The sequence below is a fragment of the Bacillus sp. FSL K6-0138 genome (genome assembly GCF_037982765.1).
GTDB classification, from domain to species: domain Bacteria; phylum Bacillota; class Bacilli; order Bacillales; family Bacillaceae; genus Bacillus; species Bacillus glycinifermentans.
On record NZ_CP150286.1, the window covers coordinates 1867567 to 1884422 of the forward strand.

At 46.6% G+C, this 16856-nt stretch carries 16 protein-coding genes; 12 read left to right on the forward strand and 4 right to left on the reverse strand.

Going from position 1 to position 16856, the window contains the following annotated elements; all coding sequences use genetic code 11:
* Window positions 1-13: 13 nt before the first annotated feature.
* A protein-coding gene (locus tag MHB78_RS10050; RefSeq protein WP_340033957.1) for an IS3 family transposase occupies window positions 14-1569 on the reverse strand; the annotation gives its coding sequence in 2 pieces (ribosomal slippage) (window positions 14-912 and window positions 912-1569; 1557 coding nt in all).
* Between the two features lie 263 nt (window positions 1570-1832).
* Here MHB78_RS10050 and MHB78_RS10055 point away from each other — a divergent pair.
* The 4 genes from MHB78_RS10055 to MHB78_RS10070 all read left to right on the forward strand — a co-directional run bounded on the left by MHB78_RS10055 (window position 1833) and on the right by MHB78_RS10070 (window position 5103).
* Complete coding sequence (locus MHB78_RS10055; RefSeq protein WP_046131730.1) at window positions 1833-2597, forward strand: transporter substrate-binding domain-containing protein; 765 nt, start codon at window positions 1833-1835, stop codon at window positions 2595-2597.
* Window positions 2598-2686: 89 nt separating this feature from the next.
* Window positions 2687-3349, forward strand: a complete 663-nt coding sequence (locus MHB78_RS10060) for an amino acid ABC transporter permease (RefSeq protein WP_046131729.1) — start codon at window positions 2687-2689, stop codon at window positions 3347-3349.
* On the forward strand, window positions 3342-4064 hold the full coding sequence (locus tag MHB78_RS10065; RefSeq protein ID WP_046131728.1) for an amino acid ABC transporter ATP-binding protein: 723 nt from the start codon (window positions 3342-3344) through the stop codon (window positions 4062-4064). The genes MHB78_RS10060 and MHB78_RS10065 overlap by 8 nt, the downstream gene beginning before the upstream one ends.
* A gap of 79 nt (window positions 4065-4143) precedes the next feature.
* Window positions 4144-5103 (forward strand): aromatic acid exporter family protein, encoded by a 960-nt coding sequence (locus tag MHB78_RS10070; RefSeq protein ID WP_046131727.1) that lies wholly within the window; start codon window positions 4144-4146, stop codon window positions 5101-5103.
* Window positions 5104-5210: 107 nt separating this feature from the next.
* On the opposite strand, the gene prli42 is transcribed toward MHB78_RS10070, so the two are convergent.
* Window positions 5211-5303: a stressosome-associated protein Prli42 gene (gene prli42 / locus MHB78_RS10075; protein ID WP_152654489.1), complete on the reverse strand. Its 93-nt coding sequence runs from the start codon at window positions 5301-5303 to the stop codon at window positions 5211-5213.
* A gap of 108 nt (window positions 5304-5411) precedes the next feature.
* Between prli42 and MHB78_RS10080 the strand changes: the two genes are divergently transcribed.
* From MHB78_RS10080 to MHB78_RS10090, 3 genes are read left to right on the forward strand one after another with little or no spacing between them, the layout of a single operon-like run.
* A complete protein-coding gene (locus tag MHB78_RS10080; protein ID WP_082094132.1) occupies window positions 5412-6932 on the forward strand; it encodes an acyl-CoA carboxylase subunit beta in 1521 nt (506 codons plus the stop codon).
* A gap of 18 nt (window positions 6933-6950) precedes the next feature.
* Window positions 6951-8069, forward strand: coding sequence for a M20/M25/M40 family metallo-hydrolase (locus tag MHB78_RS10085; RefSeq protein ID WP_046131725.1), 1119 nt, complete (start codon window positions 6951-6953; stop codon window positions 8067-8069).
* Between the two features lie 15 nt (window positions 8070-8084).
* Window positions 8085-8549, forward strand: coding sequence for a chemotaxis protein CheW (locus tag MHB78_RS10090; RefSeq protein WP_046131724.1), 465 nt, complete (start codon window positions 8085-8087; stop codon window positions 8547-8549).
* A gap of 43 nt (window positions 8550-8592) precedes the next feature.
* Here the strand turns inward: MHB78_RS10090 and MHB78_RS10095 are convergent, their stop codons facing one another.
* Together MHB78_RS10095 and MHB78_RS10100 are read right to left on the reverse strand one after the other, a co-directional pair.
* Window positions 8593-9369, reverse strand: coding sequence for a membrane protein insertase YidC (locus tag MHB78_RS10095; RefSeq protein WP_231947499.1), 777 nt, complete (start codon window positions 9367-9369; stop codon window positions 8593-8595).
* A 95-nt stretch (window positions 9370-9464) separates the two neighbouring features.
* The gene (locus MHB78_RS10100; protein WP_046131722.1) at window positions 9465-9752 is read right to left on the reverse strand and encodes a hypothetical protein; all 288 of its coding nucleotides are present in this window, start codon (window positions 9750-9752) and stop codon (window positions 9465-9467) included.
* 53 nt (window positions 9753-9805) lie between these two features.
* On the opposite strand from MHB78_RS10100, the gene MHB78_RS10105 reads away from it, so the two are divergent.
* The 5 genes from MHB78_RS10105 (at window position 9806) to MHB78_RS10125 (ending at window position 16836) form a co-directional block, all read left to right on the forward strand.
* Entirely contained in the window at window positions 9806-11074 is a 1269-nt protein-coding gene (locus tag MHB78_RS10105) for a DNA polymerase IV (protein WP_082094131.1), read from the forward strand.
* A gap of 89 nt (window positions 11075-11163) precedes the next feature.
* Window positions 11164-12573, forward strand: coding sequence for an NADP-dependent phosphogluconate dehydrogenase (gndA, locus tag MHB78_RS10110; RefSeq protein WP_046131721.1), 1410 nt, complete (start codon window positions 11164-11166; stop codon window positions 12571-12573).
* 117 nt (window positions 12574-12690) lie between these two features.
* On the forward strand, window positions 12691-13476 hold the full coding sequence (locus MHB78_RS10115; RefSeq protein ID WP_046131720.1) for an SDR family oxidoreductase: 786 nt from the start codon (window positions 12691-12693) through the stop codon (window positions 13474-13476).
* Between the two features lie 140 nt (window positions 13477-13616).
* Complete coding sequence (locus MHB78_RS10120) at window positions 13617-15278, forward strand: alkaline phosphatase (protein ID WP_046131719.1); 1662 nt, start codon at window positions 13617-13619, stop codon at window positions 15276-15278.
* Window positions 15279-15405: 127 nt separating this feature from the next.
* On the forward strand, window positions 15406-16836 hold the full coding sequence (locus tag MHB78_RS10125) for an IS1182 family transposase (RefSeq protein WP_065894240.1): 1431 nt from the start codon (window positions 15406-15408) through the stop codon (window positions 16834-16836).
* The last annotated feature ends 20 nt before the right edge of the window (window positions 16837-16856 follow it).

Genomic DNA, 16856 nt, shown 5'->3' on the forward strand with positions numbered 1-16856 from the left:
TAACTCAAACACACTAGACGGCTTTAGCCCTGTATTCCACCGGGCTGAGGCCGTTTAGTTTTTCTTGTAGACGATCGTGGTTGTAAAAGTGGATATATTCGTCAATATCATGTTGAAGCTCCTCGAACGTCTCGTATGAATTCCGTCTGTATTTCTCGCATTTGAATTTCCCCCAAAACGACTCGATGGGGCCGTTATCAATACAGCGGCCGACGCGGGACATACTCTGTGTCATATTTGCGTTTTTAATCATCCTTCTAAACTGGTGGGACGTGTATTGAAAACCCCTGTCGCTGTGGAGAAGAGGACGTGCGTTTGGTGCTGCCTCAAGCGCTTGGTTAAAGGTTTTAAAAACAAGGGCGTTATTATTGGACTTCCCCAGCACATAAGACACGACCATTCCCTCATGAAGATCTAGAATGGCACTGAGGTACGCTTTCCGATGGCCGTATTTTAGCTCCGTCACATCGGTCACCCATTTTTGATTTGGTTTGTCCGCTTTAAACTCTCGATTTAGGATGTTTTCGGACACATGTTGAGGCGTCGCTTTGCCGTAACGTTTTTTCTTCCGCCGAATGACACACTCTAGCTTGGCGATTTTCATCAGCCGATAGATGCGCTTATGATTGAGGCGCTCTTTAAAGCGGCGCTTCATGTTTAAGGTCATTCTGCGGTATCCGTAGATACCGCCAATTTGTTCATGAAGAAGCGTCATCTCGGCGATAATCTTTTCATTCTGTTTTTCTCTCGCTGAAGGTACTCGGCTCCTCCATTTGTAATACCCCTGGCGCGAAACTTCGGCAATCTCACATAACATTTGGACAGAAAAGCCTTCTTTTCGATTCAGCTCTAAAATGGCGAGATATCGATCTTCGTACCGAACCTGACTTAGAACCGCCTCCTTTTGATCTCTTCCAACTTTTTTAAGAACGCATTCTCTGCGCGCAAACGCTCATTTTCCTGTTCCAGCCGTTTGTTTTCCCGTTGAATTTTTTCTTCAGGTGTCAATTCTTCTTCGGTTTTGCGTTTTCCCCGTGTATCTTTTAAGGCTTCTTCTCCACCTTCTTGATACTTTTTCACCCATTGATACACCTGTTGATAGGAAACTTGATGAATCTCCATCGATCTGGCGTAATCTTTTCCGTGGGCTAGGCAATCCTTCGCAATCTTAATCCGTTCTTCCAAAGAAACATTCTTCCGTTTGGTCATTAAACGATTCCTTCCTCTCCCACTGTCTTTTAACGTTTTATGACCATTATAAAGCTCGACCCACTTCATGAGCACGGATTTACTGGAAATCTTATATTTTCTCGAGACTTCTCTTTGAGTGTAGCGTCCGGATAAGAAGTCTTTCACGGCGGCGTATTTTAATTCTGCGGGATAGAACTTATGGCACTTTGAACGTTCCAGACTTTCCACACCGGCCATATCATGCGATGTTCTCCATTCACGAATTGTTTCGGCATGAATGTCATATTTTTCTGCAATCTCATTCACCGAATTATTCTCCTGATCACATTCTGATAGAATATTCAATTTTTCCTTTTTTGAAAACCATTTTCCAGCCATGAAAAAACTCCCCCAAGGCAAACAGATTTTTTTATTTCATCTGTCTACCTTTAGGGGAGCATATCATGAACGGCAGGCTTTTTGTATATTAATTTAATAAATATGCAATTCGAAGGGTAAAAATGACAGGATTCTATTAGTTTATACAAGCTTTTCTAAAGGTTTTTCATGTATTTTTTTAAAATAGTATTGCATCATTATGAGAAAATGTTTAAAATACATATCAACGAATAAATATTCAAATGGATTCAGGGGGATACAACATGAAAAAATGGCTTTTACTGTTAGTGACGGTTTGTGCCGCATTTTCTTTGGCCGCTTGCGGGACGAGCAGCTCAAGCGATAAAAAAACATTGGTGATGGGAACTTCTGCAGACTACCCGCCTTTTGAATCGAAGGACGGAGACAATATCGTCGGTTTTGACGTTGATCTGGCCAAAGCGCTAGCCAAAAAGACGGGCCATGAACTCGAAGTCCAGGATATGGATTTTAACGGATTGGTGACAGCCCTTAAAACAAATAAAGTAGACATCGTCTTGTCAGGCATGACGCCGACTCCTCAGCGCAAAAAACAAGTCGATTTTTCAAACGTTTATTATACGGCTCACAACATGATCGTGACGAAGAAATCGAGCGGCATCAAATCGCTTGATGACCTGAAAGGAAAAACAGTCGGCGTGCAGCTCGGTTCCATCCAGGAAGAAAAAGCGAAGGAACTGACTTCAAAGTACGATTTGAAGGTTGAAAACCGCAACCGCATTTCCGATTTGACCGAAGAGATTAAAGCTGGCCGTTTCGAAGCAGCAATTATCGAAGACATCGTTGCTGAAAAATATTTAAATAAAAACAAAGAACTCACCGCTTTCAATCTTCCGAAAGACCCTGACGATCAAGCCGGATCGGCGATTGCTTTCAAAAAAGGAAGCGACCTGACGGAGAAGTTCAACAAGGCGCTTAAAGAAATGGAGAAAAGCGGAGAGTTGGACAAATTGAAAGAAAAATGGTTTAGCGGAGAAACACAAAAGTAAGCACGAAAAGTTCAACTTTTTTGTTGAACTTTTTTTGCTAAAAGTGATTGGACGCCTCACTTACTTGAGGCGGGAGAAGGAGAGTCATTATGAATTTTCTTGATTTTTCAAGTACGATACCTGAAATGCCTTTTATTCTGGAAGGTCTCGGCGTTACATTAAAAGTAGTCGTCGCTGCGGCGGTGTTTGGATTTGTGCTGGGGGTTTTCATCACCCTCCTGAAAATCAGCTCGATCAAGGTTCTTTCATGGATCGCTGATTTTTATACCTCAATATTCAGGGGAACGCCGCTCGTTCTGCAGTTAATGATCGTGTATTACGGCCTGCCGCAGGTTCTGGGTTTTGATATTGACGCCTATTGGGCAGCGGTGGTCGCATTCGGGTTAAACTCGGCCGCCTATGTATCGGAAATCATCAGAGCCGGCATCAATGCCATCGATAAAGGCCAAAAAGAAGCAGCGATGGCTCTTGGCGTGCCATACTGGAAAATGATGAAGGATCTCTTGCTGCCTCAGGCCTTCAAAAACATTATGCCTGCCCTTGTCAACGAATCGGTTACGCTGACGAAGGAGTCAGCGGTTGTGACGGTCATCGGGCTCGGCGATATTATGAGACGGAGCTATCAGGCGGGAGCGGCGATCTACAGCCCTCTTGAACCGATGCTGTTTGCCGGTTTGATTTACTATGTGCTCGTTCTGATACTGACGTTTGCCGGCAAAGCGATTGAAAGGAAGCTGAATGCAAATGATTAATGTTAGCAATCTCTCAAAATCTTTCGGAAAACTTGAGGTGCTCAAAAATATTTCCGTTTCCTTTGAAAAAGGAGAAGTAGCGGCTGTTATCGGTCCGTCCGGTTCAGGGAAATCGACGTTTTTGCGCTGCCTGAACCTGCTCGAAAAGCCGACGGACGGAAGCATTTTCATCAAGGATCAGGAGATTACGAACAAGAAAACAAACGTGCTGAAAATCAGAGAGAACATCGGAATGGTCTTTCAGCATTTTCATTTGTTTCCGCATAAGACCGTTTTGGAAAACATCATATATGCGCCTGTTAAAGTCAAAAAAGAAAGCAGGGAAGCGGCTGTCAAAAAAGCGGAAGAGCTGCTCGAAAAAGTCGGGCTTCTCAATAAAAAAGACGATTATCCGAACCGTTTGTCAGGCGGGCAAAAGCAGCGGGTGGCCATCGCCCGGGCCTTGGCGATGAATCCGGAGATCATGCTGTTTGACGAACCGACGTCGGCGCTCGACCCCGAGATGGTGAAGGAAGTGCTTCAGGTCATGCAGGACCTGGCGAAAACGGGAATGACGATGGTGATCGTCACGCACGAAATGGGATTTGCGAAAGAAGTCGCCGACAGAGTGCTGTTTATGGACGGAGGAACGATCGTCGAAGACGCCGACCCGTCATCATTTTTTTCTTCACCAAAATCGCAAAGAGCTCAAGACTTTTTGGAGAAAATACTATAAAATAAGCGGAAGAAGACATAGATCTTCTTCTTTTTTGGTTCATTTGATCCAACGATAGAAAAAAAGATTGGGGTTTACGATGTTTAAAATAGGTTATCGCACATTAAAAACAGCACTCGGAACGGCACTATCGATCTATATCGCCCAGCTTTTGGGCCTGCACAATTTTGTGTCAACAGGCATTATTACCATCCTTTGCATTCAAGTGACGCAAAAGCGGTCTCTCCTGGCGTCATGGGCCCGTTTTGCCGCATGTTGCCTTGCGATTGGGTTTTCGTATATTTTCTTTGAATTGATCGGCTATCATCCGGCTGTCATCGGTCTCATGCTTTTATTTTTCATTCCGACAACCGTTATTCTGAAAATCAAAGAAGGAGTCGTCACAAGCTCGGTTATCATCCTTCATCTCTACATGTCTGAAGGAATCACGCTGCCTCTCGTTTGGAATGAATTCCTCATTATCATTACAGGCATCGGGGTTGCGCTCCTCATGAACTTGTACATGCCGAGCCTGGACAAGCAGCTCAAACAGTACCAGCAGAAAATCGAAGACAATTTCGCCAAAATCTTCGAAGAGATCGAGCGCTATTTGCTGACAGGGGAGCAGGACTGGACGGGAAAGGAAATTCCTGAGACGCACCGCCTGATCAATGAAGCAAAAACATTGGCATACCGCGATGTGGAAAATCACTTTTTACGCCATGAAAACCTTTATTACCACTATTTTAAAATGCGGGAAAAACAGTTTGAAATCATTGAACGGGCTCTTCCGAAGATTACGTCGATTTCGATGACGGTGGAACAGGGGCATATGATCGCAGCGTTTATTCATGATTTGAGAGGAGCCATCCACCCGGGGAATACGGCTCATAAATTTTTAAAGCGCCTCGTGAAAATGAGAGAGGAGATCGAAGAGATGGAGCTGCCGACGACGCGCGAAGAATTTGAAGCGCGCGCAGCCCTCTTCTATTTTCTCGGTGAAATGGAGCAATATTTGGTGATTAAAAGTTATTTTAAAGGGATTAAATCTCCTGCCTGATCGCATGAGTTCCCCCTTCATTGGTCAGTCTAATGAAAAGGGAGGAGCTCATGCTATTTTTTTATGAAAACAGGCCGTTTCCGGTCATAGCAAGCACCGCATCTGTATTAGAAAATCATGCTGATTCCCGTCAGCAGGCTCGTCAGCACCATGACGCCGATCATTAGAATAACCATGATTTTAATCATTTTTTGAGACAAGCTTTTCACCTCTGTTTCGATTGATCTCCTTCCATTTTATCCTGCTTTTGATCAGCGGACAAGTTTTACGGGGGAACACCATTTCGTAAACGAAGGGGCTAAAAAATGATGAATATGTTTGAAAAAGTCGATGATTTATATAAAAGCCGCCAAGCCGCCGCGCTTGGCGGGGGAACGGAAAAGATCGACAAACAAAAACGAAAAGGAAAGCTGACTGCCAGGGAGCGGATCGGGCTTTTGCTTGATCAGGGAAGCTTCGTCGAGCTGAACGCTTTTGTGAGAAGCAGGCAGCCTGGAGGTCCCTTAGGCGATGGCGTCGTCACCGGATTTGGAAAAATTCATGGAAGGCCGGTCTATTTATTTTCCCAGGACTTTACCGTCACAGGCGGCACGCTCGGAGAGATGCATGCGAAAAAGATCGCGGCCGTCATGGATCTTGCCCTGAAAAATAAGACGCCTTTCATAGGTCTTAATGACTCAGGTGGTGCGAGAATTCAAGAGGGTGTGCTATCATTAGATGGGTACGGCCACGTTTTTTTTCGAAATGTCCTTTGCTCCGGCATCATTCCGCAGATTTCTGTCATTCTCGGTCCTTGTGCCGGCGGTGCCGTTTATTCGCCGGCTTTGACAGACTTTGTCTTTATGAGCGAAAAAACGGGGCAGATGTTCATCACAGGTCCAAAAGTCATAAAAACGGCAACGGGAGAGAATGTCACCCCCGGCGAATTGGGCGGTGCGTCCATACATAATTCAATCAGCGGCAATGCTCATTTTTCCGGGGATTCGGATGAGGCCGTCCTTCAAGAGGTGCGGAAGCTTTTATCCTATCTCCCCCAGCATCATGAAGAGAAGCCTCCTGCCGGGCCGAAACCTGTGAAAGACGATGATATGAGGCCGCATCTCTTAACCTTATTGCCCGAAGACGGCCAACGGCCGTATGACGTGAAAAACATCATTCGCGAAATTGCTGACAGCGGTACATTTTTTGAGGTGCAGCAGCATTTTGCGAAAAACGCCGTGATCGGTTTTGCGAGGATTGCAGGAGAGGTGACGGGGATCGTCGCCAACCAGCCGAAGTATTTGGCAGGCAGCTTGAATATTGATGCATCTGATAAAATGTCCCGATTTATCCGTTTTTGTGATTCGTTTCAAATTCCGATTTTGACGCTTGTGGATGTGCCGGGTTTCCTTCCGGGAATACGAGAAGAGCACGGCGGAGTGATCAGGCACGGCGCCAAAATCCTTTATGCTTTCGCTGAAGCGGCAGTTCCGAAGGTGACGGTTATTTTAAGAAAAGCATACGGAGGAGCATATGTCGCTTTAAACAGCAAGGCGCTCGGAGCTGATGCCGTATTTGCCTGGCCGAACGCTGAAATCGCAGTCATGGGAGCCGAAGAAGCAACCGATATTCTGCTGGCAAAGGGTAAAAAAACAGAGGAAGCCGACAGAAAGCGGCTTATCGCGGAGTGCATGAAAGCCGCAAGTCCCTTTACTGCGGCCCGGCATGGGATGATCGATGATATCATCGATCCGAAAGAGACGCGGAAGAGGCTGATTCAGACATTTGACATGCTGAAGAGCAAACGGGACATCCGGCCGAAAAGAAAACACGGAAACATACCGCTATAAAAATGGAGGGGAACTACCATGAATGAAAAACGCCTGTTGGAAGAGTTTCTGGAACTTGTGCAAATCGATTCTGAAACAAAACACGAAGCAGCCATCTGCAAAGTGCTGAAAGAAAAATTCACCGCTCTCGGACTGGATGTCATTGAGGACGACAGCGCGGAAAGAACCGGACACGGCGCCGGCAATCTCATATGTACGCTTCACGGAACAAAAGAAGCCGATGCCATCTATTTTACGTCACATATGGATACCGTCGTTCCCGGAAACGGTGTAAAGCCCGTCGTTGAAAACGGCTACGTGAAAACAGACGGCACGACGATTCTGGGAGCAGATGATAAAGCTGGGCTTGCGGCTATGCTTGAAGCCGTCAAAGTTCTGAAAGAGAAGAACATTCCGCACGGAACGATCCAATTTATCATTACCGCCGGCGAAGAATCCGGACTTGTCGGAGCGAAGGCTCTGGACCGTTCGCTCATTACGGCTAAATACGGCTATGCCCTTGATTCAGACGGCAAGGTCGGAGACATCATCGTGGCCGCGCCGACGCAGGCGAAAATAAAAGCGTCGATCTTCGGAAAAACGGCGCACGCAGGGGTAGAACCGGAAAAAGGCGTTTCCGCCATTACGATCGCATCAAAAGCGATTGCCAAAATGCCGCTCGGCCGCATTGACGAGGAGACGACGGCAAATATCGGCCGCTTTGAAGGCGGAACCCAAACAAATATCGTCTGCGACCAGGTTGAAATATTAGCCGAAGCCCGCTCGCTCGTTCCCGAAAAAATGAAACAGCAGACAGAGAAAATGAAAGCGGCTTTTGAAACGGCAGCCGCTGAAATGGGAGGCCGCGCCGAAGTTGAGATTGCAGTCATGTATCCCGGCTTTAAATACAAGGACGGCGACCTCGTAGTGGAAGTCGCGAAAAAAGCAGCCGAAAAGATCGGACGCCCGCATAAACTGCTGACGAGCGGAGGGGGAAGCGATGCCAACGTCATCGCAGGACACGGCATTCCGACGGTCAACCTTGCCGTAGGTTATGAAGAGATCCATACGAAAAACGAAAAAATGCCGGTTGAGGAGCTTGTCAAGACTGCAGAAATGGTCATTGCGATTATTGAGGAAGTTGCAAATCCATCATAAAGGCAGGGGTTTTACGTGGAAAATCAACATGCCATTCTTTTTCAAGTGAATCAGGAAGATTATGGGGCAGACATCCGTCACATCTTGGGGATTGAACGGATAGGACATCTGAAAGAGATCAACGGGCTTCCTCCCGAAGTCCGCGGGATCACCAGGATCAGGGATGAGATCGTTCCGGTCTTAGACACGGGCGTCATCCTGCATCATAAGCCGCTTTCGATCGATGACAAAAGCAAGCTGCTGATTTTTTCATCACAAACAGGACCCGCCGGCTTGCTTGTCTCCGATGCAAAAGAGATGATTCCGATCAATGACGGCGACATCAAGCCGTTTCACATGCAGGCCGATTGCTTCACAGGCGTTCTCGAACGGAACGGCGAACTGATCATTCAATTAGATCCAGACGCCATCGTGGAAAAAATCGAAGGCTTTGAGGCGATTTCCGAAAGCTTTGAACGCGAGGAAACGGCAGCCGGATGATAAACACAACAAAAAAGGCTGCGCCGCATTTGGCGCAACCTTTTTATTTTGAAGCCGAACCCGCCGGTTCGATTCCTTTATTCTTTTTGTACATTTGATGAAAGACAACGTTCTGAACCGTCAGGAACAATCCGCTCGTCATCCAGTAGAGCGGGAGGGCAGCCGGTACGTTGATTGAAAAGACCGTCATCATCACCGGGAAAAAGAAGCCCATGATTTTTGCCGACTGCTGTGCCGCCGGGTTGGACTGTGCCGCGTTTTGGGCGTTTAATTTTTGCGATACGTAGAACTGGATAAAATACATAAAGCCGGCGCATAAAGACATGAAGATGTCCGAATGTCCCAGGTTGAACCAAAGGAAAGTGTGCGATGCGATTTCAGGCGTCGACCGGATGGCGTAATAAAAACCGATCAAAATCGGAAATTGGATCAGCATCGGCAGACAGCCCATCGCCAGCGGATTGATGTTATGCTTTTGGTAGAGCTGCATCATTTCCTGCTGAATTTCCCTTTGTTTAACAGGGTCTTTCGTCTTTTTCAATTTGCTTTGAATGGCATCCATTTCAGGCTTGACCAGCGCCATTTTTTCCTGCATGACCCGCTGTTTTTTGTATTGATTGGCAAACAAAGGCATCACGAGGAAGCGGACGATGATCGTCACGACGATAATGGAAAGTCCATAGCTGCCGTGGAAAAAACCGGCGATTCCTTTAATCAGATTTGAAAAAGGCAGCACGATATAATGTTGGAATATATTTCCGTTGTCTGCTGCGGCTGTTCCGGCGGCAGAAGCGTGCTCTCCTACAAATAAGGTCATCATCAAAAACATTGCAATCGTAACTAGTCGCGTTAATTTCTTGTTCAACATGTGTTCCTCCTTCTTCATTTGAGGGCTTTTTAGAGCCCTGTCGCTATTTAAATGGCAAGAAGAAGGAAACGATGGTCTTCATCATCATTCGACGAAGCCTTCATGCGAATGACTTTACTAATCCATAAGGTAATGCGATGATATAGGATAACGAGAAAATCGATTCGATAAATGAAATGAATCGTTTTATATTCTTCAATCCGTTTCGTTTTCCAATTTTCCCCCGTGCTGCAATGCTTGAGCAGAAGGGCGATTCCGATCGCCGTCAGCGCGGGCAGAATGATTGTGAAAAACTCAAACAGAAAAAAAGCATCGTTAAAGGATTCGAGAATCACGATTATCACTTCCGTTTCAATAACATCTTACTATATGTACGGTCGTATGTCTAATCAGAGCAAGGGAGGGAGCCGTTTTGAAAAAAGGAAGAATCATTTTTCACATCGATATGAACAGCTTCTACGCGTCTGTTGAAACGGCATTCGATCCCTCCTTGAGCGGAAAGCCCCTCGCCATCGCCGGCAATGCGAAAGAACGAAAGGGGATTGTCGTGACTTGCAGCTATGAGGCGAGAGCCCGCGGCGTAAAACCGCCCATGCCGCTCTGGGAGGCGAAGCGCATCTGTCCGGACCTGATTGTCAAACCGCCGAACTTCGGCCGCTACAGAAGCTCCTCGAAGGAAATGTTTGAAGTCTTAAGGGAATACACCGATCTCGTCGAGCCCGTCTCGATTGATGAAGGATATATGGATCTTACTGATACGCCGTATCGGGAAAAAGCGTACGAAACCGCCTTAGAGATTCAAAAGCGTCTGCAGGAGGAACTTCTGCTTCCGTCAAGCATCGGAATTGCGCCGAATAAATTTTTAGCCAAAATGGCTTCAGATATGAAAAAACCGCTCGGCATTACCATTTTGCGAAAACGGGAGGTGCCTGACGTACTCTGGCCGATGGATATCGGCGAAATGTATGGAATCGGCCAAAAAACCGCTGAAAAGCTAAGAACGCTGAACATCGAAAAGATCGGGGATCTGGCAGCCGCTGATGAATTCGCATTAAAGCAGCTTTTAGGCATCAACGGCCCGAGGCTGAAAAGAAGGGCGAACGGAATCGATAACGGCGAGGTCAATCCCGACAGAATATACGAATTTAAAAGCGTCGGCAATTCGTCGACCCTTCCGCACGACAGCACGGATGAAAAGGAGCTGGGCAGGCTGTTTGACAAACTGGCCGGCTCGGTCAGCGACAGGCTGAGGCGAAAGGACGTCATGGCTTCGAAAATCTTTATCATGATCCGCTATGCCGACTGGACGAACATCACAAGGAGCAAGACTCTTCAAAACCCGACAGATCGGGCCGATGAGATTGCCAGCGCAGCTAAAGCGCTTTTTCATCAGCATTGGCAGGGAAATGCGGTCAGGCTGCTCGGCGTGACGGGCACAGGACTCGTGAAACGGGATGAAGCCTTCAAACAGCTCGATTTGTTTTCATTTCAGGAGGATGCCAAAGACGAACCGATTCAAAAGCTGATGAACGAGCTGAACGAAAAGTACGGTACTGATCTCATCAAAAAAGGGGTCAGAGTCGTCAAAAAAGAGAGCAACTCAAGCGGAACAAGCTTCAATAAAGATTTTTTCCAGGAACAGAGAAAGGATCAATAGCTTGAAAAGATGGGTCAAAGTATGGTATTTTCATCTTACAAACACAAATTAAAAAGTATATGCAAAGCGCTTTAGAAGGGACGTTAGACATGGCAAAACAGCAAATAGGTGTAGTTGGTTTAGCGGTAATGGGAAAAAACTTGGCTTTAAATATTGAAAGCCGCGGATTTTCGGTTTCTGTATACAACAGATCAAGCGCGAAAACGGAGGAGTTTTTAGAAGAAGCCAAAGGCAAAAATGTCGTCGGCACATTCAGCATTGAAGAGTTTGTCGAGTCTCTTGAAAAACCTCGCAAAATCCTTTTGATGGTCAAAGCGGGAACGCCGACGGACGCTACGATCCAGTCGCTTCTTCCTCATCTTGAAAAAGGCGATATCCTGATCGACGGCGGAAATACATACTATAAAGATACGCAAAGACGCAACCAAGAGCTTGCCGAAAGCGGCATTCACTTTATCGGCACAGGCGTTTCCGGCGGTGAAGAAGGCGCGCTGAAAGGCCCGTCTATCATGCCGGGCGGACAAAAAGAAGCCCACGAGCTCGTCAAACCGATTCTTGAAGCGATTTCGGCAAAAGTTGACGGTGAACCTTGCACAACGTATATCGGACCTGACGGTGCAGGCCATTATGTCAAAATGGTCCACAACGGCATCGAGTACGGTGACATGCAGCTGATTTCCGAGTCTTACTTTATTCTGAAACACCTTGTCGGTTTATCGTCTGATGAGCTGCACGAAGTGTTCTCAGAGTGGAACAAAGGAGAGCTTGACAGTTACCTGATCGAGATCACCGCCGATATTTTTACGAAAAAAGACGAAGAAACAGGCAAACCGCTTGTTGATGTGATTTTGGACAAAGCAGGCCAAAAAGGCACAGGTAAATGGACAAGCCAAAGCGCGCTCGACCTTGGCGTGCCGCTTCCGATCATTACGGAATCCGTGTTTGCCCGTTTTATCTCGGCAATGAAAGAAGAGCGCGTCAAAGCGAGCAAGCTGCTTACAGGTCCTGAAGCGAAACCGGTAACTGAAAACAAAGAAGAATTAATTGAAGCGGTCAGAAAAGCCCTCTTCATGAGTAAAATCTGTTCTTATGCGCAAGGCTTTGCCCAAATGAAAGCCGCTTCAGAAGAATACGGCTGGGATTTGAAATACGGCGATATCGCGATGATTTTCCGCGGAGGATGCATCATCCGTGCGGCCTTCCTGCAAAAAATCAAAGATGCGTATGATCGTAACCCAGAGCTTGACAATCTCCTGCTCGACCCTTACTTCAAAGATATTGTGGAAAGCTATCAAGGAGCGCTCCGGAAAACGATTTCCCTTGCGGTTGAACAAGGAATTCCGGTGCCGTGCTTCTCAAGCGCACTCGCTTATTTTGACAGCTACCGCACAGCGACGCTGCCTGCCAACCTTATTCAGGCTCAGCGCGACTACTTCGGTGCCCATACGTATGAGCGCACAGACAAAGAAGGCATTTTCCATACTGAGTGGATGAAATAAGCGTATATAAACGAAAACCGCAAGCCTATGGCTTGCGGTTTTTTCATGCATTCTTTCAGCTGTTCTGTGGCAACCTATCAACACACAGCGTTTAAAATTAAGGAGGTAATCGATAACATGTATCCGAGTCTAAGCGGAAAAACGGTTGTGATCACAGGTGCCGGGACAGGCCTTGGGAAAGCGATGGCATTGCGGTTCGGTATGGAAAAGGCAAATGTCGTCATCAACTATTTTAAAGAAGAAGAAAATCCTGAGGAAACGGTGAAAGAAATTGAAAAAAGCGGTTCAAAGGCAGTCGCTCTCAGAGGAGACGTCTCAAAAGAAGAAGACGTCAAAGCGCTGATCCAAAAAGCGGTTGATTCGTTCGGCTCCGTTGATATCATGGTGAATAACGCGGGGGTTGAAAACGAAGTCCCTTCGGAAGACTTGTCGCTGGAAGACTGGAACCGCGTCATTTCAACAAATTTGACGGGAATGTTTTTAGGGTGCCGGGAAGCCCTCAAATATATGCTTGATAATGGAATCAAAGGATCGGTCATCAATATGTCGTCCGTCCACCAGCAGATCCCGTGGCCTCACTTCGTCCATTATGCGGCAAGCAAAGGGGGAGCCAAACTGCTTACAGAAACGCTCGCTCTCGAATACGCTCCGAAAGGCATCCGTGTAAACGCCATCGGGCCCGGCGCGATCGACACGCCGATCAACGCCGAAAAATTCGCTGATCCGGAATTGAAAAAAGGGGTCATCGAACTGATCCCGATCGGCTATATCGGAAAGCCGGAAGAAGTCGCGGCGTGCGCCGCCTGGCTTGCGTCAGATGAAGCGAGCTATGTTACGGGGCTGACGCTGTATGTTGACGGCGGAATGACGAAATATCCCGGGTTTCAAGCTGGAAAAGGGTAAAACAAAAAGAAGGCGGCAAGTCTTCTTTTATCATAACGCAAAAAAGTAAACATAAGATTAATAGAAAACATAAAATCTGTTTACAATCGTTTGATAGTGTAGGCTTGTCAGGAAATAAAGCAGTAATGGAGGGAGTACATATGGGTTCTTTACGAAACAGGATCGCAGGCATCACATTGGCGGGTGCCGTGGCGTTAGGTTCTGCGGGTACAGGCAGTGCAGCGATGGAAACAGCGAAAAAAAAGGAAGATCGCAAAGTCAAAAACGTCATAATGATGGTGATGGATGGAACGAGCTCTACGGCGACAACCTTGGCCCGCTGGTATAAAGGTGAGCCTCTTGCGCTTGACAAAATCGTCACCGGCGGGGTCAGAACATATTCAGCAGAATCGGCGATTACGGATTCAGCACCGGCAGGAACGGCGATGGCAACAGGGCACAAGTCAAACTCCTCATATGTCGGCGTGCTGCCTTCAGTAGTAAATTCGCCGGGCGCAGAACCCATCAGCGAGAAAGATCATTTCCGGCCATTAGCAAATGTATTGGAAGGGGCGAAGCAGACCGGAAGAGCAACCGGAATTATCGCCACATCTGAAATTCAGCACGCCACGCCGGCTTCTTACTCCGCACACCATTTGAACCGCAATAACTTCGAAGTGCTCGGCGAACAGCAGGTTTACCAAAATATCGACGTCGTCCTCGGGGGAGGAAAGGAATCGCTTCAGCCGGGAACGAAGGAAAAGAGCCGCAAGGACAATGAAGACTTAGTGAACGTGATTAAAGATAAAAAATACGATTTTGTTGAAACGAAGGATGAGCTCCTCCGTTCAAAATCGAAAAAAATCTGGGGAGCTTTCTCCCAGCGCGATCTGGCTTATGACATGGATAGAAGCACGACGCATCCCGAGCAGCCGACGCTTGCCGAGATGACGAAAAAGTCGATTCAGACGCTATCAAAGGATAAAGACGGCTTCTTCTTATTTGTTGAAGGAAGCAAGCCGGACTGGGCAGCGCACCAGAATGATCCGATCGGCATTATAAGCGATGTGCTCGCATTTGATCATGCTGTCAAAGAGGCGCTGAAATTCGCCGAAAAAGATAAACATACGATGGTCATCGCCGTCACCGACCATGGAAACAGCGGGATATCGATCGGCAACAGCAATACGACGAAAGGCTATGATTCAACGCCTGTGTCGGCATACATCGATCCTTTGAAAAAAGCAAAAATGACGGTTGAGGGTGCAACGGGCAAATTAAAAGACGATTTATCAAACATCGAAGAAGCCGCACAGCTTTACGGCCTCGACAATTTAACGGCATCTGAAAAAGAACAGCTGAAAGGGGCAAAAGACAAAAAAGCGGCTGCCTCGGTTTTTGTTAAGCTGCTGGCAAACCGGGCGAACCTCGGCTTTACGACAGGAGGCCATACAGGGGAAGACGTCTTCCTTTATTCCTACGGACCCCAAAAACCGCAGGGGCTTCTCGAGAATACCGACATAGCCAAAACGATGGCGAAAGCGATGGGCTTCAATTTGGACAGATTGACAAACGACATCTTCAGCGAAGCACGCCAGGCGTTTAAGAAAGCAGGAGCGCGAGTCACAGTTGATAAAAAAGACCCTGCAAATCCGGTTGTTATCGCAGAGCGCAAAAACGTCAAAGCAGAAATGCCGGTCAACAAAAACATCATCAGGATCAAAGGCAAAGAATACGAATTAGACAGCGTGATCGTAGAAAGCGACGGCTCGTTCTATGTGCCGAAAGAGGCGGTCCGCCTCTTTCAAAAAAAAGCGCGGTAAACATGATGCAAAAGCCCTCTCAGATGAGAGGGCTTCAGCTTGTCGACAAAGTCACAAAAAAAGTGGCTTGATCGACAAGCTTTTTTTGTTAAAATGTGTGTGGAATCTAATTTTTGGAGGTTTTACCATGTTGACCAAACACTCTAAAGATCAGCGTGAACAGCTTGAAGTCTTTGCCTTAAGTGAGCTTGTACCTGAAGACCATTTGGTCAGGAAGATGGAAGAAGCCATTGATTTTTCATTTATTTATGAAAAAGTTGCCCCTCTTTATTCTTCAAAAGGGCGTCCAAGTATTGATCCTGTTGTACTGATTAAAATGGTGCTCATTCAATACGTGTTTGGTCATCGCTCCATGCGCGAAACCATTAAGCGAATCGAAACTGATGTAGCCTATCGCTGGTTTATTGGATATGGATTCTCTGAAAAAATCCCTCATTTTTCAACCTTCAGTAAAAACTATGAACGTCGCTTTCATGACACAGACCTATTTGAAACAATCTTCTATAAGATTTTACGTCAAGCCATGGATCTCGGCCTCGTCGATCCTTCGGTCGCCTTCATCGACAGCACACATGTCAAAGCGAATGCCAATAAGAAAAAGTTTGTGAAAAAGATCGTAAGAAAAGAAACAAGAGCTTATCAGGAGCAGCTAGATCAAGAAATTAATGCCGATCGCGAAGCGAACGGAAAAAAGCCCTTAAAGCCCAGGCGATGCTTAGAGGAACGAGAAGTAAAGGAAAGTACAACTGATCCTGAGAGCGGATATTTTGTCAAAGGCGAACGAGAACGTCTTTTTGCCTATGGATTTCATACAGCTTGTGATCGGAACGGATTTGTGCTGGGAACGGTTGTTGAGCCTGCCAATATCCATGACAGCCAAGTGTTCGCGTCGCTGTTTCAACAAGTAAAAGAGCGCGTTGCCAAGCCTCATACGGTCGCAGTTGATGCCGGATACAAAACACCGGTTATCGCAAAATTTCTTCATGAAGAAAACGTTCGCCCTGTTATGCCTTACACGCGTCCGCAAACCAAAAAAGGATTCATGAGAAAACACGAGTATGTTTACGATGAATTTTATGATGTCTATATCTGCCCGCAAGACCATATTCTCTCCTATCGCACAACCAATCGGCAAGGTTATCGAGAGTATGCTTCAGATCCAAAACGATGTAAACCATGTCCATTACTACATACATGTACAGAAAGTAGAGATCATCGAAAGATGATTCACAGACATATCTGGCAGGATCATTTAGACGAAGCTGATCATCTTCGGCATACGGAAGAGAATAAACAAATCTATGCCAAACGTAAAGAGACGATCGAACGAGTTTTTGCCGATTTAAAACATAAGCATGGCCTGCGCTGGACAACCCTACGGGGAAAGAAAAAATTGTCCATGCAGGCGATGCTTGTTTTCGCTGCCATGAATCTGAAAAAGCTGGCGAATTGGACCTGGAAAGGTCCTAACCGCCAGCCTTCTGATCGAAATAATAGAATAAAATGGACAAAAACAGGTCGGATTTTAAAAATCCGACCTGTTTTGTCAACGGTCTGAAGCCCTCTCAGATGAGAGGG

What these genes read in the sequence shown, in the direction of transcription:
- MHB78_RS10055 (WP_046131730.1), top strand. Translation starts at nt 1,833, where the DNA reads ATGAAAAAATGGCTTTTACTGTTAGTGACGGTTTGTGCCGCATTTTCT.
- MHB78_RS10060 (WP_046131729.1), top strand. Translation starts at nt 2,687, where the DNA reads ATGAATTTTCTTGATTTTTCAAGTACGATACCTGAAATGCCTTTTATT.
- MHB78_RS10065 (WP_046131728.1), top strand. Translation starts at nt 3,342, where the DNA reads ATGATTAATGTTAGCAATCTCTCAAAATCTTTCGGAAAACTTGAGGTG.
- MHB78_RS10070 (WP_046131727.1), top strand. Translation starts at nt 4,144, where the DNA reads ATGTTTAAAATAGGTTATCGCACATTAAAAACAGCACTCGGAACGGCA.
- MHB78_RS10080 (WP_082094132.1), top strand. Translation starts at nt 5,412, where the DNA reads ATGAATATGTTTGAAAAAGTCGATGATTTATATAAAAGCCGCCAAGCC.
- MHB78_RS10085 (WP_046131725.1), top strand. Translation starts at nt 6,951, where the DNA reads ATGAATGAAAAACGCCTGTTGGAAGAGTTTCTGGAACTTGTGCAAATC.
- MHB78_RS10095 (WP_231947499.1), bottom strand. Translation starts at nt 9,369, where the DNA reads ATGATGACCTTATTTGTAGGAGAGCACGCTTCTGCCGCCGGAACAGCC.
- gndA (WP_046131721.1), top strand. Translation starts at nt 11,164, where the DNA reads ATGGCAAAACAGCAAATAGGTGTAGTTGGTTTAGCGGTAATGGGAAAA.
- MHB78_RS10115 (WP_046131720.1), top strand. Translation starts at nt 12,691, where the DNA reads ATGTATCCGAGTCTAAGCGGAAAAACGGTTGTGATCACAGGTGCCGGG.
- MHB78_RS10120 (WP_046131719.1), top strand. Translation starts at nt 13,617, where the DNA reads ATGGGTTCTTTACGAAACAGGATCGCAGGCATCACATTGGCGGGTGCC.
- MHB78_RS10125 (WP_065894240.1), top strand. Translation starts at nt 15,406, where the DNA reads ATGTTGACCAAACACTCTAAAGATCAGCGTGAACAGCTTGAAGTCTTT.